The organism is Bacteroides sp. HF-162 (genome assembly GCF_015679285.1).
Lineage (GTDB): Bacteria > Bacteroidota > Bacteroidia > Bacteroidales > Bacteroidaceae > Bacteroides > Bacteroides uniformis.
The window spans coordinates 3,688,441-3,714,500 of sequence record NZ_CP064937.1 but is presented as its reverse complement, the minus strand read 5'-3'; the positions used below and the strand labels follow the sequence as shown (position 1 = coordinate 3,714,500).

Here is a 26,060-nt window from a genome sequence, read left to right as displayed (position 1 = left end):
AATGGATATAAAATGTGAAATAATATCAGTAATTGCTAGAACACTGAATGTTGAAGAATCAGTGATTACTATGGAAATGGCTGCCGGTGATATTGAACAATGGGACTCGATGGGTAACGTGGCTATTCTTACGACTATTGAAAATGAATTAAATGTGGATTTTCCAGTAGAAGACCTTTTTGAGCTAAACACGGTAGGAAGTATTGTAAATAAAGTTATTGAGTTGAAGAATGTGTAGTTTAACACATAGCCAATTACTGCAAGCTATTTATCGGTATTCGGTGCAGAGTGCGGATAAAACGGCTATCATAGCAAAGGGCGTTTCGGTGAGTTATGCATTGCTGTGGAAAAACATACTTGGTGCGGCGGCTTGTCTTCAATCATTGGGATTGGAGAAAGGTGACTGTATTTTACTTTCTGCTTTGAAAGATGTTGAATTTGTATATTTATATTTTGCTGCTCATCTGTTGGGACTGGTTAATGTGATAGTTGACCCGACCTCGAATGAGGAAAGAAAAAAATATATCATTGAAACGGTTCGTCCGAAAAGAGTCTTTGGTCTTAAGGGAGGTATTGGGTATTCTGAGGTTTCTTTGGTGGGAAAACCTACTGACATCGGACTGCTTTCTGCTCAAGATATAGCTGATATTATGTTCACAACCGGTACTACCGGAAAACCAAAAGGCGTGCTTTTGTCACATGCCAATATTAGTGGCTCTGCCAATAATATTAATCGATATATCGGGAATACAGCCGATGATGTAGAGGTATTGGGTTTACCTATTTGCCATTCGTTTGGTTTGGGTAGATTACGTTGTAATATGTTGTTAGGAGCAACATTTATCTTATTGGGTAGTTTTGCTAATCTAAAGTTATTGTTTAACACGATGGAACAATATCATGTGACAGGGATAGGCATGGTACCTGCTGTATGGGAGTATATCAAGAAATTGAGTGGAAATGTTTTTGGAAAGTTTGCAAGTCAGATGAGTTATATTGAAATTGGTAGTGCGGCAATGAGTGTGGAGAACAAGCGGTTACTGATGGAAATGTTTCCAAACACTCGTATTTGTATGCATTACGGATTGACAGAGGCATCCCGTTCACTCTTTATGGAATTTCATGAATATGCTGACGATTTGGTTACTATCGGAAAGCCTGTAACAAAGGAGGTGGATGTGAAAATCTTCAGTGATGAAGGTCTGGAACTTCCGATAGGAGAATCCGGTGAATTGTGCATAAAGGGGAATATGGTGATGAAGTCTTATCTGGTGGACGGTGATACTGTAGATTCTTTTTGGGGAGAATATTTCCGCACAGGTGATTATGCATATAAATCGGAAAATGAAAATTTCTATTTGGTGAGCCGTAAAAAAGAGATGATTAATGTCGGTGGTAAGAAAGTGAGTCCTATTGAAATAGAGGATGCAATTATAGCTTTGGGAGGTGTATCGGACTGTATTTGTGTTGCAATGAAAGATCCAAGAGGATTGGTTGGTGAGGTGCCTAAAGTATATGTACTAAGGGAGGGAACTACCAAATCTTTAGAAGAAATCGATACATTGTTGGGAAACAAAATTGAGAATTATAAAATGCCGGTGAAGTTTGAATGGATTGATAAAATTCCAATGACTTCATCGGGAAAAAAACAACGATTAGCTTTATGTCACAATTGACAATCAGAAATGTGAGAATAGCAGGAATGGCAGCTTGTGTCCCATCACGGGTAGAAGAAAATTTGTCACTTCCTATTTTCAAGGATGAAAGTGAAGCAAAGAAAGTTATGGCATCGACTGGCATCGAAAGGCGACGAGTGGTACAATTAGGAACGACAGCATCTGATCTTACAGTAGCTGCTGTTCATCGGATATTGACCGATTTGAGTTGGGAGATTTCAGAAGTGGATTGCTTGATTTATGTATGTACATCTCGTGATTTTATTGCTCCACAAACAGCATGTATCCTTCAAAACCGCTTGGGATTACGTAACGATTGTTACGTAATGGACTTACCTTTAGGGTGCTCAGGATGGATTTATGGGATTAGTGTGATAGGCTCTTTAATGTCACATGGCTCTTTTAAAAAAGGTTTGTTGATTGCAGCTGAGACAAATTCCATCAACCGAAATTCTAAAGATAGGACGGTTAAACCTTTGTTTGGCGACGCTGCCACGGTAACAGCATTTGAATATGATGCTTCATTCGGCAAACCTTTTAATTTTGTATTTGGAGTGGATGGTTCTGGCTATCAGGCTGTGTGGACAAAGTATGGAGGAATGCGATATCCGACAACTGTTGAAGCGGTTGTTGAAAAGGAAATAGAACCGGGCATTGTCCGCAAGGGAACTGATATGATAGTCAATGGTATGGATGTGTTTGCGTTTGCTATCAAGACACCGCCTCGTTCGTTGAAAGAACTTATAGAGGCTTATCATATCAATGTGGATGAAATAGATTATCTCTATTTACATCAAGCAAATAAATTCATTGACGAGAAGATTCGCAAATCGGTGAAGATACCTGCAGAGAAAGTTCCTTATTGCTTGGAAGATTTCGGCAATGTGACAAGTGCCTCCATTCCTTTGACCATGGTTACCCGTACTGCAGAAGCATTATGTAACAAAAAGAACCATTGCTTGGCTTGTGGATTTGGGGTAGGACTTGCTTGGGCATGTATGGAGTTTAATGTGGATAATATTGTTGTTTCTGAATTGGTGGAATACTAAGAAAAATTGGCATATGAATGCAATAGTAAGGAAGTTGAAATTATATCGTATATCAACAGTATTGAATTATTGTCGAAATAGTTGGGATAATAGTGCATTTGTCATAAAACAATGTCCTTCAAAAAGTAGATTCAGTGTATTTGTTGATTTATTATATTGGTATATTTTTTATGGTAATGATTTTAATGACTATTGTACTTTTACATTTTGGAATAAATCAATAGCTGAACGAAAAGCATATATATCATTGCGCAGAAATGATGTTCTAAGATATACTTTTAGTACTCCAGAAGTGTATGAATTGTTTCTTGATAAAGCTAAATTTAATCAACGATTTCGGAAATATATAAATAGGGGATGGTTAACAACAGTAAATAAGAGCTGGGATGAAATTGTGAAATTTATAATTCAATATAGAGATGTCATTGCTAAACCTTTAAAAGATTACGGAGGGCATGGTGTATTTAGAATATGTACTTCTTCTGATAACTATAAATATGTACTAGATATTTTGGAGCAAAAGATTATTACTGGAGAACAATTTATAATAGAGGAAATTATAACAAATTGTGAGAAACTAAAGAACTTAGCGCCAGGTTCATTGAATACGATTCGTATTGTTACCGTATTAGATCGGGAAAAACAATTACACATACTGGCCGCATTATTGCGTATGGGCAATGGGGTTGCATTAACTGATAATTATCATGATGGTGGTATGGCTTGTGTGATAGACTCTGAAAAAAGCATTTTGAAAGGTGATGCTTATGGCATGAACTGTGCAAGATATGAGGTTCATCCTTATTCTCATATTAAATTTGATGGTTTTATTATTCCACATTTTGATGAATGTATCTCAATTATAAAAGAAATTGTTTATTATGAACCTGATGCAAGATACGTTGGATGGGATTTAGCTATAGCTCAAAATGGGATAGAGTTGTTAGAAGGTAATATTCCTCCAGGAGAAGATATAACTCAAATTGCATCTGGATGTGGTTTATGGTATAAAATGCAAGCGTGGAAATAGTATATGAACTAATAATTATATGGATATGCAATATATAAAATTGAATAATGGTATTGAAATGCCACAAATTGGTCTAGGAACATTTCTTATACCGAAGGATAAGCTGGAGGATACTCTGATAAAAGCCTATGACATGGGTTACAGACAGTTTGATACAGCTTGGAGATATTATAACGAGGCTGATATTGCTCGGATTTTCAAAAAACATGGTATCAAGCGTGAAGATGTGTTTATTACTACAAAAGTGAATATTGATGCGCTTTACTGTGGAGGATATAAGTATGGAATTCATAGAATTCTTAATCGAAGGAATAATGTCAGTATTGAACAAGCTGTTCAAAAATCTTTTGATAACCTTGATACGGAATATATAGACTTGTTCTTGATTCATAATCCTTGGAAAATATTCATGGATATGTGGAAGGTTCTTGAGAAATTCTATAAAGAGGGAAGAATCAGGGCTATTGGGGTTTCCAATTTTCTGCAGCCACATATTGAAGCTTTGAGTGAGATTTCGGATGTTGTTCCTGCTGTGAATCAAATAGAAATTAGTCCGTTAAACGCTCAGATTGAGTTAATAAAATATTGTCAGGATAGGGGAATTGCAGTTGAATCTATGTCGACATTTAGCCATTTCCGTTCAGTAGAACCAAGACTGGAGATTATTGAACATCCTTTGATTTTGGCAATCGCAAAAAAACATGGTAAGAGCACCGTTCAAGTAGTCCTGCGCTGGCTTATTCAAAGGGGGATTATTGTGATTCCTAAAACTTGGAATGTAGTTCATTTGAAAGAAAATATTTCGATTTTAGACTTTGAACTGAGTGTCGATGAAATGGCTGATATTACTTCCTTGAATAAAGGTAAGTGCTTGAATTATAATTCATTTGTTGCACAAAGAGGTCTGCCTAAAAAATATAGAAATTGGGAAGGGTTTAAAAATCCTGATAATTTTACGGATATGTTCAACAATTTTCCAGCATGGAGGAAATGGTTATCAATTTATTGATAATATATTTTTAATTATAGAAGATTGTACTGATAGTCGGTGATTCAATATGTATCGGGTGTTAATTGTGATGTATATTGATTTTGCTCAATATCCTTAATATAATGCTAATCGTAAAATCCATTATCAATACTGTTTTAGAATCAAGAACATATATTCTTGAAGTTAGCAGAACTGAATTCTGGATTGTCGATCCTGGGGATATTGAACAAATTATGGAGACTGCGGGTGACGGCAAAGTGCTGAAGGGTATTCTGTTGACACACATTCACTATGATCATATCTATGGATTACCTGCTTTAATACGGATATTTCCTGGTGCAATAATCTATACTAACGAAGCAGGTGTAGAGGCTTTGGCTTCCGCAAAACTGAATCTATCTAAATACCATGATAAACCAATAATATATTCAGGAAAGAATATTAAAGTTGTTCGTGAAGAAGATTCCATTACCTTATTAGATGGGATAAATGCAAAGGTAATAGAAACGCCAGGGCACAGTCCAACTTGCATTACTTATCTCATAGGGAGCTATGTTTTTTCTGGGGATTCATATATACCGGGATATAATGTTGTAACTAATCTTCCCAATGGTAATAAGAAGGAGGCGGATAAATCGAAAGCACTAATAATTCGATTGGCTGAGTCTCGGATATTATGTCCAGGACATCTTGAGAAAGTAACCCTTGCTAAAAAAGAAACAATTATATAGTTTTAGATATGAAACGGCTTTGGAAAAAGCTCTGTAAAATCTTTGTTTTTTTGCTAATTCCATATTATGTAAAAAGAGAGATATCTTCATAATATTCATTGCACTTCTTTGAAAAGAAATTCATTTATAACTTTATGAACAAACGAATATATCTTTGCCTCGCTCACATGAGCGGCAAGGAGATGGGCTTCATACAAGAAGCCTTTGATACCAACTGGGTTGTTCCTCTCGGACCGAATGTGAATGCCTTCGAGCAGGATTTGGAACGCTTCGTGGGACAGGATAAAAAGGTGGTGGCCTTGAGTGCAGGTACAGCAGCGGTACACCTGGCCCTGCTCGCTTGCGGAGTTGGTCAGGGTGACGAAGTGATAGTACAAAGCTTTACCTTTTGTGCCTCTTCCCATCCGGTGACCTACCTCGGTGCCACTCCGGTATTCGTGGATTCTGAGGCTGATACATGGAATATGGACCCGGTACTTCTGGAGCAGGCTATCAGGGATCGTATCAACAAGACCGGTCGGAAACCCAAAGCAACTGTTCCGGTAGCTTTGTATGGGATGCCCTACAAGATAGACCAAATCATGTCAGTGGCAGATAAATATGATATTCCGGTCATAGAGGATGCCGCCGAAGGCTTTGGAAGCAAGTTTGACGGGCAAGTTCTTGGAACTTTTGGCAAATATGGTGTGCTTTCTTTCAATGGCAACAAGATGATAACCACCAGTGGTGGCGGTGCTTTGATTTGCCCTGATGAAGAGTCCAAGCGTGAGATAATGTTCTATGCTACCCAGGCCCGTGAGTCCTATCCCTACTACCAGCATGAGCGTATAGGCTATAATTATAGGATGAGTAACATTTGTGCCGGAATCGGCCGAGGTCAGATGACGGTGGTGGATGAGCATATAGCACACCATAAGCATCTGTGCGGTCTGTATCGTAAGTTGTTGGCCGATGTGGAGGGAATCACGCTTCATGAGAATCCTTCCGGACGTTATGACAGCAATTATTGGCTGAACACGGTACTGCTTGACGGGAATCTGCATGTGAGAGGTGAGGAGGATGCCTACCGTGAGACAGTGAAAGGTGCCGTTGGTGGTGCCGCGGGTGTTACGCATGAGTCAATGAGTGCCCATACCTCTTGTGAGCCCAACCGTAATGTGGAAGCCATGCGTATTTGCTTGGACAGAGCCGGTATCGAGAGCCGTCCCTTATGGAAGCCTATGCATCTCCAGCCGGTTTATGCAGCTAATCCTGCCTATGTGAATGGTGTCAGTGAGGGTTTGTTCAGGCGTGGTCTTTGCTTGCCGAGTGGTCCTTATGTGACGGATGAGGATGTGAGATACATAGTGAATGAAATGAAGGAGAGTATACTATGAAATCTACATAGTATCAATTTTTTATGAACTAATTTCAGAAAACAGCTTCAGTGGGGCTGTTTTCTTTGTTTATAGGCATATTTGAGATGGGTACCGAGAATCTTCTCTGACTTCGGGGGATATCCATAATGTGATCTTCTTTGATAGAGAGCCATAGTTGTGTGTTGCCACTCTTATTTGAATAACCGTTCTTTGGCGGTGAATAATAACCAATAAACGTTTATCAATTATGGCAGTAGTAGCTTATTTAAGAGTAAGTACAGAAAAACAGTTTTTAGAGAATCAGCGCGAGGAAATTATACGCTTTGCGGAGAAGAACGGGTTGAGCATCGACAGATGGTACATGGAGACGGTCAGCGGAAAAGTGAGTAGCAAAGAGCGTAAACTGGCGGGCTTGTTGGACCGGATGAAACCGGGAGACTCCTTGATTATAACGGAGATTTCGCGGCTTAGCCGGACACTGCTGGAGATAATGACCATTCTTAACTCCTGCATCAAAAGGGGAGTGGTGCTGTACAGTACCAAAGAGGGGTATGTGTTCCAGAATGACATCAATAGCAAAGTGCTAGGATTTGCTTTTGGACTGATGGCCGAGATAGAGCGTAATCTGATTTCCATGCGCACCAAAGAAGCCTTGGAACGACGGAGGAAAGAAGGAAAACATCTGGGCAGGAAGAAAGGGGACACACCCAAAATGAAGATACTCTATGCGAACAAGAGGAAGCTTGTAAGGGAGCACCAAAGAGGAGAGTCGTGTGCTGAGCTTGCCCGGCAGATGGGAGTGTCACGGACTACGATGTTCCGTTTTCTGAGACACTATTGAGCAATTCAGCTAAACGAAGGTGTCAAAGGTGGGATTCCTTTTGACACGCTTCGTGTGGGCTACTTATTCGGCTGATACTTCTTTCTTTTCCTTCCACTCTTTCCCGCGCTTGTGCAGGTTTTTCAGCTCGAATGACAGCATGATACGGAAGAAACCTATAATCAGGAATGCAAACGAAATCATGTACACGGCGTAAAGGGCGCCTACTGCCGGTTGCCACAAGATGATGAGCGAGCAGATGACGGCAAGAATACCGAAAGCAACGTACCATCCCCAGTCTCTTGTCCCATATCTTTTGAGGTCCATGGCATAGCCTACGGATGAGAAGCCGCGGAACATCAGCCAGAAGGCGATGATGAACGGAATGACTTCCATGCTGAGCATCGGATAGGCTATCAGGTAGAATCCCAGAATCATGTCGATGATGCCTCCAGCCAGATACCATCCCCAACTGGATACCCTTCTACGGTTACTTACTGCAAAGGATATTTCCAGCAGACCGCTGAACAACATGGAGACGCTGAACAGAATGCTCAATACCGCATACCCGCTGAGAGGGGAGAACATCAGGCTTATAGCCACTATTACATAAAGAATACCAAGAATGAGTGAAATCCACCAATTCTTTACTTCCTGCTGAAGTTCGTCAAAAATAGTTTTCATGTGAATTTAATTTTTTAAGTGATTATCATTAATTCGTCTGTAGAATAACAGTTTATCCGGAAAAAAGTTTCGGGTGAACTTTTTCTGTATGTAATTTGTTATGTATACATATAATTTGATAAAACTATGGCTACAACAAAATTTAAAGGACAACCGGTAAAGGTTATCGGTGAATTTATAAAGGTGGGCTCTGTTGCCCCCGATTTCGAATTGGTAAAAACAGATTTGTCTTCATTCTCTTTGAAGGAACTGAACGGGAAGAATGTTATTTTGAATATTTTCCCCAGCCTTGACACTGGTGTGTGCGCTACTTCTGTACGTAAGTTCAACAAACTGGCTGCCGGCCTGCCCGATACCGTGGTGTTGGCAATCTCCAAGGACTTGCCTTTTGCACATGCACGTTTCTGTACAACGGAGGGTATTGAGAATGTGATTCCTTTGTCTGATTTCCGTTTTTCCGATTTTGATGAAAACTACGGGGTACGCATGGCAGACGGACCGCTTGCCGGTTTGCTGGCACGTTCGGTAGTGGTTATCGGTAAGGATGGAAAGATTGCCTATACGGAATTGGTACCTGAAATTACGCAAGAACCAGACTATGATAAAGCTATTGCAGCCGTAAAGTAGAAAGTTTGGGTTTGGGCTAAGCAATAAAAAGCGGTGGACAGAATTTATCATGCTGTCCACCGCTTTTTTATTATCATGCCGTTTTCTTTTTTATTTCTTCTTCATTCCTTTATAGATGAAGAATGCCACGATGAGTACACCGATGCCGATAAATACATAACCTATCTCATGGCTGTATTCCGTTACTTTGGCAAGCAGCTGTTCCTCGTTCTCGATGCCGGGTACTGTGGACAAGTAATATCCGATGAAAGCCAAGATGGAATTCCAAAGGCCCGCACCCAAGGTAGTGTACAGCAAGAAAGTTCCCAGTTTCATGCGTGCCAGACCGGCAGGGATGGATATCAACTGGCGAACAGCAGGTATCAGGCGGCCGACAAAGGTTGATACGGCTCCATGCTTGTCAAAATATTCTTCCGCATGCTGCACTTTGGCTTCGTCGATGAGGCACATGTGCCCGAAACGGCTGTTGGCAAACTTGTAAATGATGGGGCGTCCCAGCCATTTTGCCAGATAGTAGTTTATCAAGGCTCCGATATTTGCCCCTATGGTTGCAAACAATACCACCAGATATATATTCATGTTGTCATTGTTGGCGGCTTTCCAAGCGGCAGGAGGGACTACAACTTCCGAAGGGAAGGGAATAAACGAACTTTCAATGGCCATCAATAAAGTGATGGTCCAGTAATTGAGGTGGTCGAGACACCATTGGATAAAGGCTACTGATTCCATTTGCTAGATTAGTGGTATATAATTACTGTTATTGTAATGCATTGAAAATATTCTTCATCACTAGGGCCAGCTCTTCCTGGTTATCTTCTTGTAGTATCTGTTGCAATTTGTCCAACTCTTCCAGCCTGAACGGATGTTCGCACAGCTGGTTGTACTTCATGAAGTTCTCCTTGTCTTTGAGCAGCATATACAGAGAGGTCAGCCTTTCGTTGATACCTTCAAAGTCCGGCTCCATCTCTTTGACATGTTCAAAGGCCAGCTTGGCATAGCTCAGTTGTCCTATCTCCATGCTACACATGCCTATTTCGTGCCAGGTATCCGCATAGGGGGCATACTCTAAGGCTTTGGCCCATTTTTTCACACCTTTCTCATACTCACCTTCTTCCATGTAGATGCGCCCCTCAATCAGGTACGGGTCTATCTCTTCGGGTGACAGGTCGTATGCTTTTTTACAATACTGGTGTGCTTTGCGTTTCTTTCCCATCTTGTGCAGGCATAGGGCTGCATTGGCATAAAGAGAAGGCAAGGCGAAGTCATGGCTGTCTTCGGCCGTTATGGCTTTTTCCAGATAGTCGTATCCTTCTTTCCATTCTCCTTTGGAGGCTTTGTTCAGACCGATGAAGGTGTTGATGAAACCGTGGGAGACAAGATGGAATTTTTCGGCCTGCAGGTAGTTCTCCATGGCACTTTCCTCATTTCCCAATTGGAAGAAGGAATGTCCTTTCATCAGGTAGGCATCGGCAAACTCGTCATCGGCCACCGTGGCATAGTCGCATGCTTCGATTGCTTTGTCGAACATCTGCTGGTCAAAGTAGCAACGGGCCAGTCCAAACCAGTAAGGAGCTGAATACGGATTCTTGTCAATCAGCTTATTGAAGAAGAAGGTGGCTTTTTCAAACAGTCCCTGGGCGTAGTAACAATCGCCAGTGACGGCAAGGTAGGCTTCTTCTTCGGCATATTTTTCGAGTCCGCGCGTCAGCCATGTCAATGCTTTTTCCGGGAATCCCATGTCTATGTACATATAGGATACATCGACGATGTTGGCTAGGTCGTCCTTATCGTCTATACTATCGAGTATCGCTTCCGCTTCTTCTTCTTTGCCTTCGCCCAACAGTAGGTTGGCTTTCAGCACTTTCACTTCGGAAGATTCTTCGGCAATCCGTTCCAATATATCCTTGGCTTGCTCTTTATGCTGGGTGTCGAGGAACAAGTATGCCTGTTCCACCAGCAGGGCTGTATTATTCGGATGTATTCCCAAGCCATACTCTACGACCTCGGTAGCCATGGCATATTTATGATGCACGGCATACCAGTCTGCGAGGTCGGCTAAGTCGTCTGCGTCCAGATAGATGGTTCTGTTCTCTGCTTTGGCAGCTTCATATTGTTCTGCCATTTCTTGCAGTTCTTTGTCTCTTCCGGACAGCAGGTTTTTTTTACTCATATTCTTATTTATTGATTTTACCCCAAACGTCTTTCAGACCTACAGTACGGTTGAATACCATTTTTTCTGGCGTAGAATCTTTGTCAACATTAAAATAACCGATACGTTGGAACTGCAGGTAGGAGAGGGGCTGCATGCCGGCAGCGTACTTCTCGATGTAGCAGCAGGGCAGCACATTCAGGGAGTCGGGGTTGATCATTTCTTTCATGGCTGTCAGTGCGTCGCAGTTCTTCGCTTCGCGGATGGCGGCAAGCTCGTCGCGCGGGTTCTCCACTTTCCACAGACGGTCGTAGAGGCGCACTTCTGCTTCGAGGCAGTGGGCACAACTTACCCAATGGATGGTGCCTTTCACCTTACGGTTGGCTCCGGGTAGACCGCTCTTGGTATCGGGGTCGTATTCGCAATATACTTCGGTGATTTCACCGGCGTCGTTCTTCTTGCAGCCGGTGCACTTCACGATGTACGCGTTCTTCAGACGTACCTCTTGTCCCGGTGTCATGCGGAAATATTTCTTCGGAGCATCTTCCATGAAGTCGTCGCGCTCCATCCAAAGTTCGCGGCTGAATTCGATGACGTGGTTGCCTTCTTCGGGATGTTCGGGGTTGTTGACGGCTTCCATCTCTTCCACTTGTCCTTCGGGATAGTTGGTGATGATGAGCTTCACGGGGTTCAATACGGCGGATACGCGGGTGGCGCGGTCGTTCAGGTCCTCGCGCACGGCGCTTTCCAGCAGGGCGAATTCATTAAGGGCGTCGTATGTGGTATAGCCAATCTTGTCGATGAACTTATGGATGGACTCCGGAGAGTAACCGCGACGGCGAAAACCGCAGATGGTCGGCATACGGGGGTCGTCCCAACCGTTTACCAAGCCTTCCTTGACCAGCATCAGCAGGTTGCGCTTGCTCATCAGCGTATAGCTGAGGTTCAGTTTGTTGAACTCATACTGATGGGGGCGGTTATCGTCGAGGTCTTTGCCTTCCTTCACCCAGTCCACGAAGAGGTCGTAGAGCGGACGGTGGGGCACAAACTCCAGTGTGCAGAGCGAGTGTGTCACGCCTTCGAAGAAGTCGCTTTGTCCGTGGGCGAAGTCGTACATCGGATAAGCCTTCCAAGTGGTACCCGTGCGATGGTGCGGATGCTTCACTACACGGTAGATGATGGGGTCGCGGAAGTGCATGTTGGGGCTTGCCATGTCTATCTTGGCACGGAGCACCATGGCACCTTCCTCAATCTCGCCGCTGTTCATCTTCTGGAATAAATCCAGTGTCTCTTCAATGGGGCGGTTGCGGTAAGGGCTTTCCACACCGGGCTGGGTGGGGGTGCCTTTCTGGGCGGCAATCTGCTCGGAAGTCTGTTCGTCGATGTATGCCTTGCCCTCTTTGATGAGGCGGATAGCGAAGTCCCACAATTGCTGGAAATAGTCGGAAGCGTAATATTCGTTACCCCATTTGTAGCCCAGCCATTGGATGTCTTCCTTAATGGCCTCTACGTATTCCACATCTTCTTTGGTGGGATTGGTGTCATCGAAACGCAGGTTGCAGACACCGCCGTGTGCGGCGGCAATACCGAAATCAAGGCAGATGGCCTTGGCGTGTCCGATGTGGAGGTAACCGTTCGGTTCGGGCGGGAAGCGTGTCTGTACTTTTCCCCCGTTTTTACCCTCTTTCAAATCGTTTTCTACTATTTGCTCAATGAAGTTCAAGCTCTTTTTTTCGCTTATTTCTTCGCTCTTTATTTCTGCCATAATGTTACTATTTTCGTATCGTGGGGACAAAGATAGGGTAAAAAAATGAAGAATGAAGAATGAAGAATGAAGATTTATTCTTTATGTACCGGGATATATCCGCTCTCTTTGATGATTTTCTGTCCTGCGGCAGACAAGATGAAATCGAGCAGAGGGGTTACGACCGAGGCGTTTTTCCGGTTATAATAATAGTATAGCGGGCGCACTATCGGATAAGTCTTATTGGTGGCATTCTCCAGTGTGGGAGCGGCATAATGCTGCCCGTCGTATGAAACGGCGAGTGTCTTGATACGCGGCGATACATAGGCTAGGCCCACATATCCGATGGCACCGCGTGTCTGGCTGACGGATTGGATAATGGCTCCAGTGGCAGGCATGGAGAGACTGCTGCTCATGTAGTTCTTGTTTTTCAGTACGCTTTCCTTGAAAAACTCGTAGGTACCGGAGGAAGTTTCGCGGGAGTAGACTACGATTTTGCGGTCGTCTCCACCCACTTGTTGCCAGTTGGTGATTTTGCCCCGGAAGATGTCTTCCAGTTGCTGCCGGGTCAGTTGTTTCACCGGGTTGGAGGGGTGAACCACTACGGCAAGGGCGTCGTAGGCGATGGGAACTTCTGCCAAGTCTTCTCCGGCAGCTTTGACTTTCATCTTTTCGCTGAACTTGATGGCGCGTGAAGCCATGGCGATGTCCGTGGTTTGGTCCAGCAGGGCTGAAATACCGACACCTGTTCCACCACCGGTCACGGTGACGCGGGCAGACGGGTTTAGGGTCATAAAGCGTTCGGCGGTCTGCTGCGCTATGGGGAGCACGGTGTCGCTGCCTTTGATGCGTTGCGCCTGCATGCCGGTGGTGGCAGCTGCCAGGGCGAGGAGTAGGAGTAATTTTCTTGTCTTCATAAAACACATGGTACAAATTGGGTAAACACATGATGCAAATTAAGGTAATGGATATTACAAATGTGTTACATGGAATGTGCTTTGGGTCGTTGTAACAGTTTTGTAACACCTTTGAAATATTTCTTTCAAACGTTAGTCACACTGCCTTAACATCCGGTCCGTTCCTTTGCATACAGAAATCAATAGGCAACATGAAAAAGATTTTTGAGAAGATTGTAGAAGGTATACTGGCTTGTAGCGGCTTTGTGACGAGCCTTACCATCGTACTTATCGTCGTGTTCCTCTTTTCCGAAGCGCTAGGCTTGTTCAGCAGCAAGGTGATAGAAGAAGGGTATGTATTGGCTTTGAATAAGGAGAATCGGGTGGGCGAACTGACTCCGGCACAGATAAAGGACGTCTTTGATGAAGAGCTGACAAACTGGAACGAAGTGGGAGGGGAGGACCTTCCTATCCGCCTTTTCCGTTTGGAGGACATCACACAGTATTATACGGAAGAGCAGTTGGGCGCTTCCTATGAAAATGCAGGTGCTTGCATTACGGAGCTGGTGGAGCGTACGCCCGGTATTATAGCCTTTGTACCGCAGCAGTTCATCGTTCGTCCGGACTCAGTGCATTTGCTGAAAGACAACACCATTTCGGTGAAGGACGTCTTTGCCGGTGCCGAATGGTTTCCCACGGCAACACCTGCTGCACAGTTCGGCTTTTTGCCGCTCATTACGGGGACGTTGTGGGTCAGTCTGTTTGCCATCCTTTTTGCACTGCCGTTTGGTCTGTCGGTGGCAATCTATATGTCGGAGGTAGCCAATTCCCGGGTAAGGAATCTGCTGAAACCTATCATTGAGTTGCTGAGTGGCATACCGTCGGTGGTTTACGGCTTTTTCGGTTTGATTGTCATTGTGCCTTTTTTGCAGCAGGTCTTCGACTTGCCGGTCGGCGAGAGTGGGCTGGCGGGCAGTATTGTGCTTGCCATTATGGCACTGCCCACCATCATTACGGTGACGGAAGATGCGATGAGAAACTGCCCTCGTGCCATGCGCGAAGCCAGTCTGGCACTGGGAGCGTCGCAATGGCAGACTATATATAAGGTGGTGATTCCTTACTCCATTTCGGGCATCACCTCCGGAGTGGTGTTGGGCATCGGCCGTGCGGTGGGCGAGACGATGGCTGTGCTGATGGTGACGGGCAATGCTGCCGTCATTCCCCATACCATTCTGGAGCCGTTGCGTACTATTCCGGCTACGATTGCCGCGGAGCTGGGCGAGGCACCTGCCGGCGGACCTCACTACGAAGCATTGTTCCTACTGGGTGTCGTGCTGTTTTTCATCAGTTTATTGATAAATTTCACGGTGGAAGCAGTTTCGCCAAGACGAAAATAAAAGAAGGTAGATATGGTCAATAGAAAGCATCTTTCGCAAAACGTGGCATTCGGCTTGTTCCGTCTGTTGAGTCTGAGTGTGGTGGGAATTCTTTTTGCTATCCTCGGTTTCATTATATATAAAGGTATAGGAGTCATCGATTGGGAGTTCCTCACTACGGCTCCTGCCAACGGTATGACTGCCGGCGGAATCCTTCCTGCCATTGTAGGTACGTTCTGCTTGATGGTGGGCAGTGCCTTGTTTGCTTTTCCGGTGGGAGTGATGAGTGGCATTTATATGAATGAGTATGTGCCGAAAGGCTGGGTGGTACGTTTCATACGGATGATGACGAACAATTTGAGCGGCATCCCTTCCATCGTGTTCGGTCTGTTTGGCATGGCTCTGTTCGTCAACTATATGGATTTTGGAGACAGCATCCTGGCAGGTTCGTTGACACTGGGCCTGCTGAGTCTGCCTTTGGTTATCCGCACCACGGAAGAAGCGCTGAAAGCCATTCCCGACAGCATGCGTGAGGGAAGCCGCGCGTTGGGAGCTACCAGGCTTCAGACCATCTGGCATGTCATCCTGCCGATGGGGATGCCCAATATCATCACCGGACTGATTCTGGCGTTGGGGCGTGTTTCGGGCGAGACGGCACCCATCCTTTTCACTTGTGCCGCCTACTTCTTGCCACAGCTGCCTGCAAGTATCTTCGACCAGTGCATGGCGCTTCCTTATCACCTCTACGTCATCTCTACCAGCGGCACCGATATGGAAGCGCAGCTTCCTATTGCCTACGGCACGGCACTGGTGCTGATACTCATTATTCTCCTGGTGAACCTGCTGGCGAACGCCCTGCGGAAATACTTTGAGAAGAAGATTAAGACGAATTGAAAACATATACAATAGGTATGAAGAACAAGATAGAAACCCGTGACGTGAACTTCTGGTATGGCGATTTCCATGCCCTGAAAGGCATCAGCATGGACATTGAGGAGAAGTCTGTGATAGCCTTCATCGGTCCCTCGGGCTGTGGAAAGTCTACCTTCCTGCGCCTGCTAAACCGCATGAATGATTTGATTCCCGACACCCGTCTGACCGGCGAGATACGCATTGACGGACAAGACATCTATGGAAAAGGAGTGCAAGTGGATGAACTCCGCAAGAACGTGGGCATGGTGTTCCAGCGCCCCAATCCTTTCCCAAAAAGCATCTTCGAGAACGTTGCCTACGGACTCCGTGTAAATGGCATCACCGATAACGCTTTCATCCGTCAGCGGGTGGAAGAAACCCTGAAAGGCGCCGCCCTTTGGGACGAGGTGAAGGACAAGCTGAAAGTCTCCGCCTACGCCCTCTCCGGCGGTCAGCAGCAACGTCTCTGCATAGCCCGTGCCATGGCGGTGTCTCCTTCGGTCCTGCTGATGGACGAGCCGGCATCCGCTCTCGACCCCATCTCCACTGCCAAGGTGGAAGAGCTTATCCACGAGTTGAAGAAGCAGTACACCATCGTCATCGTTACCCACAACATGCAGCAGGCAGCGCGTGTCAGTGATAATACGGCTTTCTTCTATATGGGGCGGATGGTGGAGTTTGGAGATACCCGGAAGATATTTACGAATCCCGACAAGGTGGAAACGCAGAACTACATCACGGGACGCTTCGGGTAGCGGATTGTTCCATACAAGCAAAAATAAGTTGTACAAAAGTAATCTTAAAATAGAAACATTATGGTGAAGTTTATCGAATCTGAACTCGTCTTGCTGAAAAAGGAAATAGACGAAATGTGGACCCTGGTATATAATCAGCTCGACCGTGCAGGTGATGCCGTGCTTACGCTGGACCGGGAGCTGGCTCAGCAGGTATTGGTGCGCGAACGTCGCGTCAATGCTTTCGAACTGAAAATAGACAGCGACGTGGAGGACATCATTGCCCTTTACAACCCCGTTGCCATCGACCTGCGCTTTGTGCTTGCCATGCTCAAAATCAATACGAACCTGGAGCGTCTGGGCGACTTTGCAGAAGGCATCGCCCGCTTTGCCCTCAACTGCCATGAACCGGCATTGGATACTGAGTTGGTCAAGCAACTCCGTCTTGAAGAGATGATAGCCCAGGTGCTCTCCATGCTCGAGCTTGCCAAGCAGGCACTTCAGGAGGAGAGCCAGGAATTGGCTACCGCTGTGTTTGCCAAGGACAATATGCTGGACGAAATCAATGCTGATGCCACTGCCATCCTTGCCGACTACATCAGCCGGCATCCGGAGAGTGCACTCTCTTGTCTGAATCTGGTGAGCGTGTTCCGCAAATTGGAGCGTTCCGGCGACCACATCACGAATATTGCCGAAGAAATAGTGTTCTTTATCGACGCAAAAGTGTTAAAACATAGCGGGCGGACAGATGAACACTACTTAAATGATAAGAAATAAACAAAATTTTAGGATAATTTCAGTGTTTCATGGAAAATAGCCTTATATTTGTCCATTGAAAACGATTGCAGGTGTAGAAAAGTGCTTTGAAATGATAATAAACTTAAATGTTTTTTTTCAAAAAGATGTTATAAGACATGTTTTTTAATTTGGTTAGTATCACGAAAAGCGCCTATATTTGCATCGTTATCCTGAAAACAATCTTTTTACCTTAAAAAAAAAACTAATACCTATTGAAAACTGAAAAAGGAGGCTTTGTGAAAAGCTTCCTTTTTTTGTACCTATACGAAGGGCTTTTTGTATCTTTGCGCATATTAATAATAAATCATGTATAATCTAAAAGTATATAGAACCATGTTTTCCGGAATAGTAGAAGAATGTGCCACATTGGTGGCGATGGTCAAAGACCAGGAGAATGTACATTTTACTTTCAAGTGTTCATTCGTCAGTGAATTAAAAATAGACCAGAGTGTATCTCACAACGGTGTTTGCCTGACGGTAGTCAGCCTGACGGATGATACCTATACCGTGACGGCCATGAGGGAAACGCTGGACCGTTCCAATCTTGGCTTGTTGCAGGTGGGAGATGAAGTGAATGTGGAGCGTAGTATGATGATGAGCGGCCGGCTGGATGGCCATATCGTTCAAGGACATGTGGACCAGACTGCCACTTGCATTGATATAAAGGATGCGGAAGGAAGCTATTACTTTACTTTCCGGTATGCTTTTGACAAGGAGATGGCAAAGCGCGGCTACATCACGGTAGACAAAGGCTCGGTAACGGTTAACGGTGTCAGCCTGACCGTGTGTAATCCCACCGACGATACTTTTCAGGTGGCCATTATTCCTTACACCTTCGAGCATACCAATTTTCATGCTTTCAAAGTGGGCAGTGTGGTGAATTTGGAGTTCGATATCATTGGTAAGTACATCAGTCGTATGATACAATATAAATAAGGTAACGGCGCTATGAACGATTTCCTGCAATTAGTGGCATCCCGTCAGAGTGACCGTGCCTATGATATGACTCGTGCTGTGGAGCCCGAGAAGTTGGAACGGATATTGGCAGCGGCTTGTCTGGCTCCGTCCGCCTGCAATGCACAACCGTGGAAGTTCGTGGTAGTTACGGAACCGGAGCTGTCTGCCAAGGTGGGCAAGGCTGCTGCAGGATTGGGGATGAACAAGTTTGCCAAGGATGCTCCCGTTCATATTCTGGTGGTGGAGGAGTCCATGAATGCCACTTCCTTTCTGGGTGCAAAAATCAAGGGTAAGTATTTCCCATTGATTGATATTGGTATCGCTGCCGCACATATCACGTTGGCGGCAGAAAATGAAGGGCTGGGTTCCTGCATTTTGGGCTGGTTTGATGAGAAGGAGATAAAGAAACTTGTCGGTATCCCGGCCGGTAAACGCCTTTTGCTAGATATTACGATTGGCTATCCGGTGAAGGAAAAACGGAAGAAATCGCGGAAGCCAAAAGAGAAGACAGTATCTTATAATAAGTATTAGCATTAGCAGAAGAACACAGAGGTGCAGGGATTAAACCAATAGACGAGAAAAAATCTCTGTGCCTCCGTGTTTAAACCAAACTACAAATCCTTTAGCAGCACCTTGCTTGCATTCTTGTAGTATTCCTCCCGTGCCTTCAGCAATGCTCCCCATTGGCTGTTAAATTCATTTTCCTTATCAATTTTGAAGTCTTCTGAGCCGTGTGTGTCCAGCTTGTCCAGCAGGAGGGCCACATTCATCTTGTTGATGTCCATGGAAGGCTGGTAAGCGATGTCTTCACTTTTTTCATCGGTCACCACTTCATGCAGGAGGTTGATTTCTTGCAATTCATAAAGAGTTTCGTGTGTCAGCCGGATGGGAATCTGGCACTCTTCGGATATCTCCTCGGCTGTATAGGGTTGGGCGTCTTGTTCAAAACGCTTGGCTATGAGGGACATTATCAGGATGGAGATAAAGTCGCGGTAGCGACGGCTGATGTTGCGCGCATCCTTGTCGAAGCTGAAGTTCCGGATATTCTGTCCGGCGTAGGTCAATTCGGCACCGAACAGGCAGATAGTCCAAGATACCTGCAACCATAGCAGAAACATCGGGAGGGCGGCGAAACTACCATAGATGGCATTGTAACGGGAAACCCACAACTGGCTGCTGATGTAGAGGAACTGGAATGCCTGATGTGCCGTACCTGCCAGAATACCGGATATGAGTGCGTGTTTTAGTTTGACTTTTGTATTCGGCATAAAGACGTACAGTACTGTAAACATGAACCAGGTCAGTACGAAGGGGATGAGGCGTACCATAAACTTGCCGACGGGTGCCAGTAGGGTAAAGTCTTCGAGGTTCTTCACCATCGTACTCATGAAGATGGAAAGACCACCGGACACTACCAGCAGAATGGGCATCAACAGAAGCATGGAGAAGTAATCCGTTATTTTGCGGTACATGCTGCGCGCCTTTTTTACCTGCCAGATGCGGTTGAAGGTGACTTCCATATTATTGATTAGGTTCAGGACTGTCCACAGCAACATAATCAACCCGATGCCGATGAATATTCCACTTTTGGTTTGTGAGAGATATGAGTTTACGAACTGTAGAATAACCTCTGTGGTTTCTGTAGGACCTCCGAACCCGTTGATAACCTGACTTTCCATCAGATTGTCGAATCCGAAACCGCGTGCGATGGCAAACAATATAGCGAGAATCGGTACAATGGCAAGCAAGGTGCTGTAAGTCAGTGCCGAGGCTTTGTTTACTATCCGGTCTTTGGTGAAGCGGTTGACACAAAGGTAGATGGTCTTGATGATATTGTATACGGAAAAAGTGGTTCGCGTAACTTCATCTTCTGTAATACGCCAGATGTCGTAAGTAAGAAACTTCCAGAAGGCTGCAATACGTCTATTCATAAAATGTTAATTAGCGTAAGTTCAAAGAGTTATCTTTAACGGATTCTCAATGATCTCTGTTTATATGAAGTGCAAAATTATATAAAATTTCTGGAATAAACGAATAAAAAGGTAGAAATGGAGTGGAGGTTTTGTTTAAGAATATTCTTTTTATGTATTTTGCGGGAAAGAAAGTTTATTAGAGATAAAAAGACTGAAAATATGCGCAAAAAGAGAATTCTGGTAGTTTTGTTGGCTGTATTGTTAGCATGGGTGGGGAGTAATTTAGTTATAGGAGCCCTACTTATGAATGATTATCCCGAAAAGATATGGCTGCATCGATGTAATTCGATAGAAAAACTTTATGAGCAAGGTGACGAGTATCCTAACGTGGAAGTTGATGTCGTTTTTCGGAAAAACCGGAAGTTTGATGTGACGCATGATGTGGATACAAGTTTTAATCTGGTTCTGGAGCCTTATTTCTCTTATATGAATGAGACTGATGGTAAAATTTGGTTGGATATTAAGAACTTGAAGGCAGGCAACAAGACGGAAATACTCGCTGAATTGAATAAGTTGGTTGAAACTTATCGTATGGAGAAAGATGAGTTGATTATTGAAAGTTCCAATTGGGAAGCATTGAGGCTTTTTACAGAAAACGGATATTATACATCTTATTATGTAGCTTTTGATAAACCTAATGATTTGAGCGATAGGGAACTGGATGCTTGCATTGCTGAATTGCAGAAGATTGTTGATGGAGGTGCTGTTCGTGCATTGTCTTTTCCGGGCTGGTGGTATTCTGTCATAAAAGAGGAACTGAACCGTCCCATTGACTTGCTGACTTGGAGACACCGGACTACCCAACTTGCATTGTTGGCTTCACATAAGGGACGGCAGATGTTGAAAGACCCCCAACTGAAGGTCATACTGATTAAAGATAAAGGGGATTATCACAGATAGGAGAAAAGAAATAAAAAAGCAGTCGGTCTGTAAGCCGGGTTCTGTTCTTCTGTTCCTGAAAAAGTCTAATTAGGAATTATCCATTCTTCATTAAAAGAAGTGTCTGTCATTTATCTGAGCCGCATGTCACCATACAAGCTTTAGCGGTCTACCCTCCGACATGGAGCGAGCAACTCTCATAACGTCGGTTTACATGACCTTACAACTCCCAAGACGCACAGCCCTTGTGTCGCCACAAGACTGGTAGGCTCTTACCCCACCTTCTCACCCTTACCATAGCCCGAGGGCGACGGCGGTTATTTTCTTCTACGTTACTCTACCCTCACGGACAGCTTTCTGTTAGGAAGTGGGACGCTCTGTGTTGCCCGGACTTTCCTCATACGCACGAAGGCGCAAGCGACAGACCGACCAACTGCTTTTATAGGGGTACAAAGATACGGAATATTAATGAAGAATGAAGAATGAAGGATGAAGAATTTGTTGTGCAGTGTGCGGATGCAGTACGGATGAATCCTTCATTCTTCATTCTTTACCCTTAATTATCTTAAAAACATGTATCTATTTCGGAATAAATTCGTAGCTTTGCTATTAGTAATAACCCCCAAATCCTTTTGACCAATGAAAAAGTTATCCTCTCTTTTTCCTTTATTTCTGTTAATCCCGCTTTTTGCTGTCGCTTCGGAAGTGGGTGACCGTACCATCCCTGCAGAGGTGGCGCAACTCGCTGACAGTTTGAAACAAAAGTTTGCACCGGACAAGCGCGTAGCTTTGTTCGATGTAGATTACTCTTTCTCCGGAAAGAATGTGATGTTGCGTGGTGTCACCACTTCGGCAGAGGCAAAGACGGCTTTGCTGGATGGTTTGGCAAAGAAAGGATATGCGGTGATGGATTGTCTGCAAGTGCTTCCGGATGAGACCGGACTTGAAGGCAAGACGTATGGCATTGTCAATGTGTCTGTGTGCAATCTTCGGGTAGACCCGGATTTCTCTTCAGAAATGATGACGCAAGGCTTGATGGGGATGCCGGTGCGGGTGTTGCAGCGCGACGGCTGGTACCGTATCCAGACACCGGACAATTACATTGCATGGGTACACCGGGTAGGCATACATCCCGTCACGCGGGAAGAACTGGCCGCTTGGAACAATGCGGAGAAAATAGTGGTGACTTCGCATTACGGCTTTGTCTACTCACAGCCCAGCCAGGTATCGCAGACCGTCTCTGATGTTGCTGCCGGAAACCGCCTGAAGTGGGAGGGGACAAAAGGTGCCTTTTATAAGGTGGCTTATCCCGACGGCCGCCAGGGATATATCTCCAAATCCATCTCTATGCCTGAAAAAAAATGGCGGGCAGCCTTGAAGCAGGACGCAGCCAGCATTATAGCTACGGCGCATAGCATGATGGGCATCCCTTATCTTTGGGCTGGCACTTCCTCCAAAGGGGTGGATTGTAGCGGCTTCATGCGCACCGTTCTTTTCATGCACGACATCATCATTCCGCGGGATGCTTCCCAGCAGGCATACGTGGGCAAGCATATCGATATCGCTCCTGATTTCAGTAACCTCCAGCCGGGCGATTTGATTTTCTTCGGGCGTAAGGCGACGCCGGAACGCAAGGAACGTGTGGTACATGTCGGCATGTATATCGGCAACAAGCGTTTCATCCATTCGCAAGGCGATGTGCGCGTCAATAGCTTCAGCCCCGACGACGAGCTGTTCGATGAATACAATCTCGGTAGACTGTTGTTCGCTACGCGCGTGTTACCTTATATAAATAAGGAGGCGTCGCTCAATACAACGGAAACGAATCCATTTTATTCAATGTAATAATGTGCTAATGTGCCAATATGCCAATGACCTCGGCGTGACGGTGCAAACATGACGTAGTATATATAGTGCAGCCCATTGGCATATTAGTACATTAGCATATTGGCACATTTAATACACACACAATTATGTCAAACAGAAGAGATTTCCTGAAAACCGCCGCTTTTGCCGCACTCGGCTCAGGCATGGCAATCAATCATGTATTTGCCGGAGGAAATGACGCTCCTTCCTTGTTCAACGTGAACAGTAGGGCAGGTGTAACCCCAAAAATGAAACTGCGTTTCTTCCCCTATGAACTGAAATTGCGCCATGTCTTTACAGTGGCCACCTACTCGCGTACTACCACTCCCGACGTTCAGGTCGAGATAGAATATGATGGCATTATCGGTTATGGTGAAGCCTCCATGCCCCCGTACCTGCAACACGAACTAGGTACGATGGACAGTGTATTAGCTTTTTTGAAGAAGGTGCAGAATGTCATCGGTCAATTCTCAGACCCCTTTCAGCTGGAAGATATACTGGCTTATATAGACAGCCTCTCGGCAGGGGATTCCGCTGCTAAAACTGCTGTGGACATCGCCTTGCACGACCTTGTGGGCAAACTGTTGCAAGCCCCTTGGTATAAGATATGGGGGTTGGACAAGGAGAAGACTCCCTTTACAACTTTCACCATCGGTATTGATACGGCCGACGTGGTGCGTGAAAAGACGAAAGAGTGTGCCGACCGGTTCAATATCCTTAAAGTAAAGCTGGGGCGGGAGAACGACAAAGAAATGATAGAGACCATCCGTTCGGTGACGGACCTTCCGATTGCCATTGATGCCAACCAGGGCTGGAAAGACAAACATCATGCGCTTGATATGATACATTGGCTGCACGAAAAAGGAATTGTCATGATAGAGCAACCGATGCCCAAGGAACAATTGGACGATATCGCATGGGTCGCTCAGCAAAGCCCGTTACCCATATTTGCCGATGAGTCCATCCAGCGTCTGAAGGATGTGGCAGGCTTGAAGGGCGCCTTTACGGGCATCAACATCAAGCTGATGAAATGTACCGGCATGCGCGAAGCCTGGAAGATGGTGACTTTGGCACGTGCATTGGACATGAAAGTGATGGTAGGCTGTATGACCGAGACCTCTTGTGCCATTACCGCTGCCTCCCAATTCTCTCCGGCAGTGGACTTTGCTGACTTGGACGGTAGTCTGCTGATTGCGAACGACCGTTTCAAGGGTATGGAGGTTGTGAAAGGTAAGATAACGTTGCCCGAATTGCCGGGTATTGGAGTGGTGAAGTTATGAGAAAGCTATTGTATACCGTCGCTCTGTTTGTGATGGCTTCTGCATGCAGCACGAAGCCCGAGAGCAAGCCCTACAATTGGGAGGACGACCTGCACCAACGTCTGCTTACGGACTTCTGTATGACGGAATCCCAGGTGAAGGACTATATCCGCAAGTATATTCCCGACGTGACCGATGAGCAGATGCGCCAGTGGGAAGCCTCCAAAGCTTTGGAGTGCATGATGCTGGATGGAGAGAAACGCTATTTCCGTAATGCCGGACCTAATCTGTTTCGTGTGGACTCCACTTGCTATGACATCAAGATAGCCAAGGAAGGTACTTCGCCGAGTGGCAGCGAGAAAGTGAATATGGAGAACCTGCCCGAAATCATTTCTGCTGTGAAGAAGGAGGGCAAGGCCATTGTTGAGCCGAAGCGCATGCGCGTCACCTACACGTTGACCGTGGATACCAATGCCGTACCTGCCGGGAAAATCATCCGTTGCTGGTTGCCCTATCCCCGTCAGGACCAGGCCCGGCAGCAGGATGTCAAGTTCATTTCGGCCAGTGAACCGCAATACACCTTTTCGTCGCCCGAGTGCCGTCACAGTACATTGTACATGGAGAAACGTGCTGTCGAAGGCGAACCTACCGTATTCTCCGAAACCTTTGAGTTTACCGCCAACGGCGAATGGCATAATCTGAAGCCGGAAGACGTGCAGCCCTATGATACGACGACCGCTCTTTATAAGGAATATACTGCCGAGCGTGAGAAGCATATCGTCTTTTCCCCGCGCTTGCGCGAACTTGCTGCCAAATTGACAGCCGGTGAAACCAACCCCTACTTGAAAGCCAAACGTATCTTCCGTTGGGTGAATGACAACTTCCCGTGGGCTTCTGCACGCGAATATTCCACCATTGAGAATATCCCGGAATATGTGTTGGACAACCGTCACGGAGACTGTGGCCAAGTCAGCCTGCTGTTCATTACGCTTTGCCGCATCAGTGGAATTCCCGCACATTTCCAGAGCGGCTTCATGATGCATCCCCGTGCATGGAATCTGCACGATTGGGCAGAAGTCTATTTTGAGGGTGTGGGTTGGGTGCCTGTCGACCAGTCATTCGGCATTCCTGCCTTTGCCTGCAATGCCGACGAAGAATATTTCTTCCTGGGTGGTATCGACTCCTGGCGCATGATTGTGAACACTGATTACGGCATGCCGCTACAGCCCGAAAAGCAGTATCCCCGCAGCGAGACTGTCGACTTTCAGCGTGGCGAGGTGGAGTGGGAGGGAGGTAACCTCTACTTCCCACAGTGGGACTACCACATGGACATTGATTACTTGAATTATTAAGGTACTATCTGCCCTCTAAAAACAGATGCATCATCCGTTTCGGCCGCAACGGGTGATGCGTCTTTTTATGCCCTATCTGTCAGTTCTTTAACAGTCAGCAATCGTACATAAATGCTAATTTGTCAGTCTTTGCCGTTAACCGCTGTTAAGCCCTAAATATCCTCTGTTAAAAGAGAACAAAAAAGAGTGACAAGCGGAA

25 protein-coding genes and 1 other RNA gene are annotated in these 26,060 nt (G+C 45.4%); 19 read left to right on the top strand and 7 right to left on the bottom strand.

Translation table 11 applies throughout. From position 1 onward, the window contains the following. The first annotated feature begins 1 nt into the window (after window position 1). The 8 genes from ITJ87_RS15655 (at window position 2) to ITJ87_RS15620 (ending at window position 7,676) form a co-directional block, all read left to right on the top strand. Entirely contained in the window at window positions 2-238 is a 237-nt protein-coding gene (locus tag ITJ87_RS15655; protein ID WP_098032745.1) for an acyl carrier protein, read from the top strand. Next, window positions 231-1,676 (top strand): class I adenylate-forming enzyme family protein, encoded by a 1,446-nt coding sequence (locus ITJ87_RS15650; RefSeq protein WP_117965262.1) that lies wholly within the window; start codon window positions 231-233, stop codon window positions 1,674-1,676. Before ITJ87_RS15655 ends, ITJ87_RS15650 begins: the two co-directional genes overlap by 8 nt. Next, the gene (locus ITJ87_RS15645; protein WP_117965260.1) at window positions 1,664-2,725 is read left to right on the top strand and encodes a ketoacyl-ACP synthase III; all 1,062 of its coding nucleotides are present in this window, start codon (window positions 1,664-1,666) and stop codon (window positions 2,723-2,725) included. Before ITJ87_RS15650 ends, ITJ87_RS15645 begins: the two co-directional genes overlap by 13 nt. 13 nt (window positions 2,726-2,738) lie before the next feature. Continuing rightward, window positions 2,739-3,755 carry a sugar-transfer associated ATP-grasp domain-containing protein gene (locus ITJ87_RS15640; protein ID WP_171030457.1) on the top strand — a complete coding sequence of 339 codons (1,017 nt, stop codon included), beginning with the start codon at window positions 2,739-2,741 and terminating at the stop codon, window positions 3,753-3,755. Between the two features lie 19 nt (window positions 3,756-3,774). Then, complete coding sequence (locus tag ITJ87_RS15635) at window positions 3,775-4,764, top strand: aldo/keto reductase (RefSeq protein ID WP_310591133.1); 990 nt, start codon at window positions 3,775-3,777, stop codon at window positions 4,762-4,764. Between the two features lie 104 nt (window positions 4,765-4,868). Next, window positions 4,869-5,477 (top strand): MBL fold metallo-hydrolase, encoded by a 609-nt coding sequence (locus ITJ87_RS15630; protein ID WP_117965258.1) that lies wholly within the window; start codon window positions 4,869-4,871, stop codon window positions 5,475-5,477. A gap of 134 nt (window positions 5,478-5,611) precedes the next feature. Further along, window positions 5,612-6,853, top strand: coding sequence for a DegT/DnrJ/EryC1/StrS aminotransferase family protein (locus ITJ87_RS15625; RefSeq protein ID WP_117974385.1), 1,242 nt, complete (start codon window positions 5,612-5,614; stop codon window positions 6,851-6,853). Window positions 6,854-7,082: 229 nt separating this feature from the next. Further along, entirely contained in the window at window positions 7,083-7,676 is a 594-nt protein-coding gene (locus tag ITJ87_RS15620) for a master DNA invertase Mpi family serine-type recombinase (protein ID WP_057089503.1), read from the top strand. 63 nt (window positions 7,677-7,739) lie between these two features. On the opposite strand, the gene ITJ87_RS15615 is transcribed toward ITJ87_RS15620, so the two are convergent. Beyond that, the gene (locus tag ITJ87_RS15615; protein ID WP_005831320.1) at window positions 7,740-8,339 is read right to left on the bottom strand and encodes an HdeD family acid-resistance protein; all 600 of its coding nucleotides are present in this window, start codon (window positions 8,337-8,339) and stop codon (window positions 7,740-7,742) included. A 126-nt stretch (window positions 8,340-8,465) separates the two neighbouring features. Here ITJ87_RS15615 and tpx point away from each other — a divergent pair, with 126 nt between their 5' ends. Beyond that, complete coding sequence (gene tpx, locus ITJ87_RS15610; RefSeq protein WP_005831317.1) at window positions 8,466-8,966, top strand: thiol peroxidase; 501 nt, start codon at window positions 8,466-8,468, stop codon at window positions 8,964-8,966. Between the two features lie 90 nt (window positions 8,967-9,056). Here the strand turns inward: tpx and ITJ87_RS15605 are convergent, their stop codons facing one another. From ITJ87_RS15605 to ITJ87_RS15590, 4 genes are all read right to left on the bottom strand, one after another. Further along, window positions 9,057-9,695: a DedA family protein gene (locus ITJ87_RS15605; RefSeq protein WP_005831315.1), complete on the bottom strand. Its 639-nt coding sequence runs from the start codon at window positions 9,693-9,695 to the stop codon at window positions 9,057-9,059. A 28-nt stretch (window positions 9,696-9,723) separates the two neighbouring features. Beyond that, entirely contained in the window at window positions 9,724-11,136 is a 1,413-nt protein-coding gene (locus tag ITJ87_RS15600) for a CDC27 family protein (protein WP_117965856.1), read from the bottom strand. Between the two features lie 4 nt (window positions 11,137-11,140). Next, window positions 11,141-12,880 carry a glutamine--tRNA ligase/YqeY domain fusion protein gene (locus ITJ87_RS15595; RefSeq protein WP_117965853.1) on the bottom strand — a complete coding sequence of 580 codons (1,740 nt, stop codon included), beginning with the start codon at window positions 12,878-12,880 and terminating at the stop codon, window positions 11,141-11,143. Between the two features lie 74 nt (window positions 12,881-12,954). Next, complete coding sequence (locus tag ITJ87_RS15590) at window positions 12,955-13,776, bottom strand: PstS family phosphate ABC transporter substrate-binding protein (protein ID WP_117965850.1); 822 nt, start codon at window positions 13,774-13,776, stop codon at window positions 12,955-12,957. A 191-nt stretch (window positions 13,777-13,967) separates the two neighbouring features. Between ITJ87_RS15590 and pstC the strand changes: the two genes are divergently transcribed. From pstC to ITJ87_RS15560, 6 genes are all read left to right on the top strand, one after another. Then, window positions 13,968-15,152, top strand: coding sequence for a phosphate ABC transporter permease subunit PstC (gene pstC, locus ITJ87_RS15585; RefSeq protein WP_005832300.1), 1,185 nt, complete (start codon window positions 13,968-13,970; stop codon window positions 15,150-15,152). Window positions 15,153-15,164: 12 nt separating this feature from the next. Continuing rightward, the gene (gene pstA, locus ITJ87_RS15580; RefSeq protein ID WP_117965847.1) at window positions 15,165-16,025 is read left to right on the top strand and encodes a phosphate ABC transporter permease PstA; all 861 of its coding nucleotides are present in this window, start codon (window positions 15,165-15,167) and stop codon (window positions 16,023-16,025) included. A gap of 17 nt (window positions 16,026-16,042) precedes the next feature. Further along, a complete protein-coding gene (gene pstB / locus ITJ87_RS15575; protein WP_055288615.1) occupies window positions 16,043-16,798 on the top strand; it encodes a phosphate ABC transporter ATP-binding protein PstB in 756 nt (251 codons plus the stop codon). A 60-nt stretch (window positions 16,799-16,858) separates the two neighbouring features. Further along, window positions 16,859-17,554, top strand: a complete 696-nt coding sequence (gene phoU, locus ITJ87_RS15570; protein WP_057282083.1) for a phosphate signaling complex protein PhoU — start codon at window positions 16,859-16,861, stop codon at window positions 17,552-17,554. A gap of 354 nt (window positions 17,555-17,908) precedes the next feature. Then, complete coding sequence (locus ITJ87_RS15565; RefSeq protein WP_117965844.1) at window positions 17,909-18,511, top strand: riboflavin synthase; 603 nt, start codon at window positions 17,909-17,911, stop codon at window positions 18,509-18,511. A 12-nt stretch (window positions 18,512-18,523) separates the two neighbouring features. Beyond that, on the top strand, window positions 18,524-19,063 hold the full coding sequence (locus ITJ87_RS15560; RefSeq protein ID WP_117965842.1) for a nitroreductase family protein: 540 nt from the start codon (window positions 18,524-18,526) through the stop codon (window positions 19,061-19,063). An 80-nt stretch (window positions 19,064-19,143) separates the two neighbouring features. Here the strand turns inward: ITJ87_RS15560 and ITJ87_RS15555 are convergent, their stop codons facing one another. Continuing rightward, the gene (locus ITJ87_RS15555) at window positions 19,144-20,463 is read right to left on the bottom strand and encodes a YihY/virulence factor BrkB family protein (RefSeq protein ID WP_117965840.1); all 1,320 of its coding nucleotides are present in this window, start codon (window positions 20,461-20,463) and stop codon (window positions 19,144-19,146) included. Window positions 20,464-20,664: 201 nt separating this feature from the next. Here ITJ87_RS15555 and ITJ87_RS15550 point away from each other — a divergent pair, with 201 nt between their 5' ends. Beyond that, complete coding sequence (locus ITJ87_RS15550; protein ID WP_226791193.1) at window positions 20,665-21,405, top strand: hypothetical protein; 741 nt, start codon at window positions 20,665-20,667, stop codon at window positions 21,403-21,405. Between the two features lie 14 nt (window positions 21,406-21,419). On the opposite strand, the gene rnpB is transcribed toward ITJ87_RS15550, so the two are convergent. Further along, window positions 21,420-21,821, bottom strand: an RNA gene (gene rnpB / locus ITJ87_RS15545) — RNase P RNA component class A. Between the two features lie 202 nt (window positions 21,822-22,023). On the opposite strand from rnpB, the gene ITJ87_RS15540 reads away from it, so the two are divergent. The 3 genes from ITJ87_RS15540 to ITJ87_RS15530 all read left to right on the top strand — a co-directional run bounded on the left by ITJ87_RS15540 (window position 22,024) and on the right by ITJ87_RS15530 (window position 25,861). Continuing rightward, the gene (locus tag ITJ87_RS15540; protein WP_117965837.1) at window positions 22,024-23,229 is read left to right on the top strand and encodes an NlpC/P60 family protein; all 1,206 of its coding nucleotides are present in this window, start codon (window positions 22,024-22,026) and stop codon (window positions 23,227-23,229) included. A gap of 128 nt (window positions 23,230-23,357) precedes the next feature. Then, a complete protein-coding gene (locus ITJ87_RS15535) occupies window positions 23,358-24,530 on the top strand; it encodes a dipeptide epimerase (RefSeq protein ID WP_117965834.1) in 1,173 nt (390 codons plus the stop codon). After that, on the top strand, window positions 24,527-25,861 hold the full coding sequence (locus tag ITJ87_RS15530) for a transglutaminase family protein (RefSeq protein ID WP_117965831.1): 1,335 nt from the start codon (window positions 24,527-24,529) through the stop codon (window positions 25,859-25,861). Before ITJ87_RS15535 ends, ITJ87_RS15530 begins: the two co-directional genes overlap by 4 nt. Window positions 25,862-26,060 lie beyond the last annotated feature (199 nt).

Coding starts and splice junctions, on each gene's coding strand:
- ITJ87_RS15655 (WP_098032745.1), top strand. CDS start 2: ATGGATATAAAATGTGAAATAATATCAGTAATTGCTAGAACACTGAAT.
- ITJ87_RS15650 (WP_117965262.1), top strand. CDS start 231: ATGTGTAGTTTAACACATAGCCAATTACTGCAAGCTATTTATCGGTAT.
- ITJ87_RS15645 (WP_117965260.1), top strand. CDS start 1,664: ATGTCACAATTGACAATCAGAAATGTGAGAATAGCAGGAATGGCAGCT.
- ITJ87_RS15640 (WP_171030457.1), top strand. CDS start 2,739: ATGAATGCAATAGTAAGGAAGTTGAAATTATATCGTATATCAACAGTA.
- ITJ87_RS15635 (WP_310591133.1), top strand. CDS start 3,775: ATGGATATGCAATATATAAAATTGAATAATGGTATTGAAATGCCACAA.
- ITJ87_RS15630 (WP_117965258.1), top strand. CDS start 4,869: ATGCTAATCGTAAAATCCATTATCAATACTGTTTTAGAATCAAGAACA.
- ITJ87_RS15625 (WP_117974385.1), top strand. CDS start 5,612: ATGAACAAACGAATATATCTTTGCCTCGCTCACATGAGCGGCAAGGAG.
- ITJ87_RS15620 (WP_057089503.1), top strand. CDS start 7,083: ATGGCAGTAGTAGCTTATTTAAGAGTAAGTACAGAAAAACAGTTTTTA.
- ITJ87_RS15615 (WP_005831320.1), bottom strand. CDS start 8,339: ATGAAAACTATTTTTGACGAACTTCAGCAGGAAGTAAAGAATTGGTGG.
- tpx (WP_005831317.1), top strand. CDS start 8,466: ATGGCTACAACAAAATTTAAAGGACAACCGGTAAAGGTTATCGGTGAA.
- ITJ87_RS15605 (WP_005831315.1), bottom strand. CDS start 9,695: ATGGAATCAGTAGCCTTTATCCAATGGTGTCTCGACCACCTCAATTAC.
- ITJ87_RS15600 (WP_117965856.1), bottom strand. CDS start 11,136: ATGAGTAAAAAAAACCTGCTGTCCGGAAGAGACAAAGAACTGCAAGAA.
- ITJ87_RS15595 (WP_117965853.1), bottom strand. CDS start 12,880: ATGGCAGAAATAAAGAGCGAAGAAATAAGCGAAAAAAAGAGCTTGAAC.
- ITJ87_RS15590 (WP_117965850.1), bottom strand. CDS start 13,776: ATGAAGACAAGAAAATTACTCCTACTCCTCGCCCTGGCAGCTGCCACC.
- pstC (WP_005832300.1), top strand. CDS start 13,968: ATGAAAAAGATTTTTGAGAAGATTGTAGAAGGTATACTGGCTTGTAGC.
- pstA (WP_117965847.1), top strand. CDS start 15,165: ATGGTCAATAGAAAGCATCTTTCGCAAAACGTGGCATTCGGCTTGTTC.
- pstB (WP_055288615.1), top strand. CDS start 16,043: ATGAAGAACAAGATAGAAACCCGTGACGTGAACTTCTGGTATGGCGAT.
- phoU (WP_057282083.1), top strand. CDS start 16,859: ATGGTGAAGTTTATCGAATCTGAACTCGTCTTGCTGAAAAAGGAAATA.
- ITJ87_RS15565 (WP_117965844.1), top strand. CDS start 17,909: ATGTTTTCCGGAATAGTAGAAGAATGTGCCACATTGGTGGCGATGGTC.
- ITJ87_RS15560 (WP_117965842.1), top strand. CDS start 18,524: ATGAACGATTTCCTGCAATTAGTGGCATCCCGTCAGAGTGACCGTGCC.
- ITJ87_RS15555 (WP_117965840.1), bottom strand. CDS start 20,463: ATGAATAGACGTATTGCAGCCTTCTGGAAGTTTCTTACTTACGACATC.
- ITJ87_RS15550 (WP_226791193.1), top strand. CDS start 20,665: ATGCGCAAAAAGAGAATTCTGGTAGTTTTGTTGGCTGTATTGTTAGCA.
- ITJ87_RS15540 (WP_117965837.1), top strand. CDS start 22,024: ATGAAAAAGTTATCCTCTCTTTTTCCTTTATTTCTGTTAATCCCGCTT.
- ITJ87_RS15535 (WP_117965834.1), top strand. CDS start 23,358: ATGTCAAACAGAAGAGATTTCCTGAAAACCGCCGCTTTTGCCGCACTC.
- ITJ87_RS15530 (WP_117965831.1), top strand. CDS start 24,527: ATGAGAAAGCTATTGTATACCGTCGCTCTGTTTGTGATGGCTTCTGCA.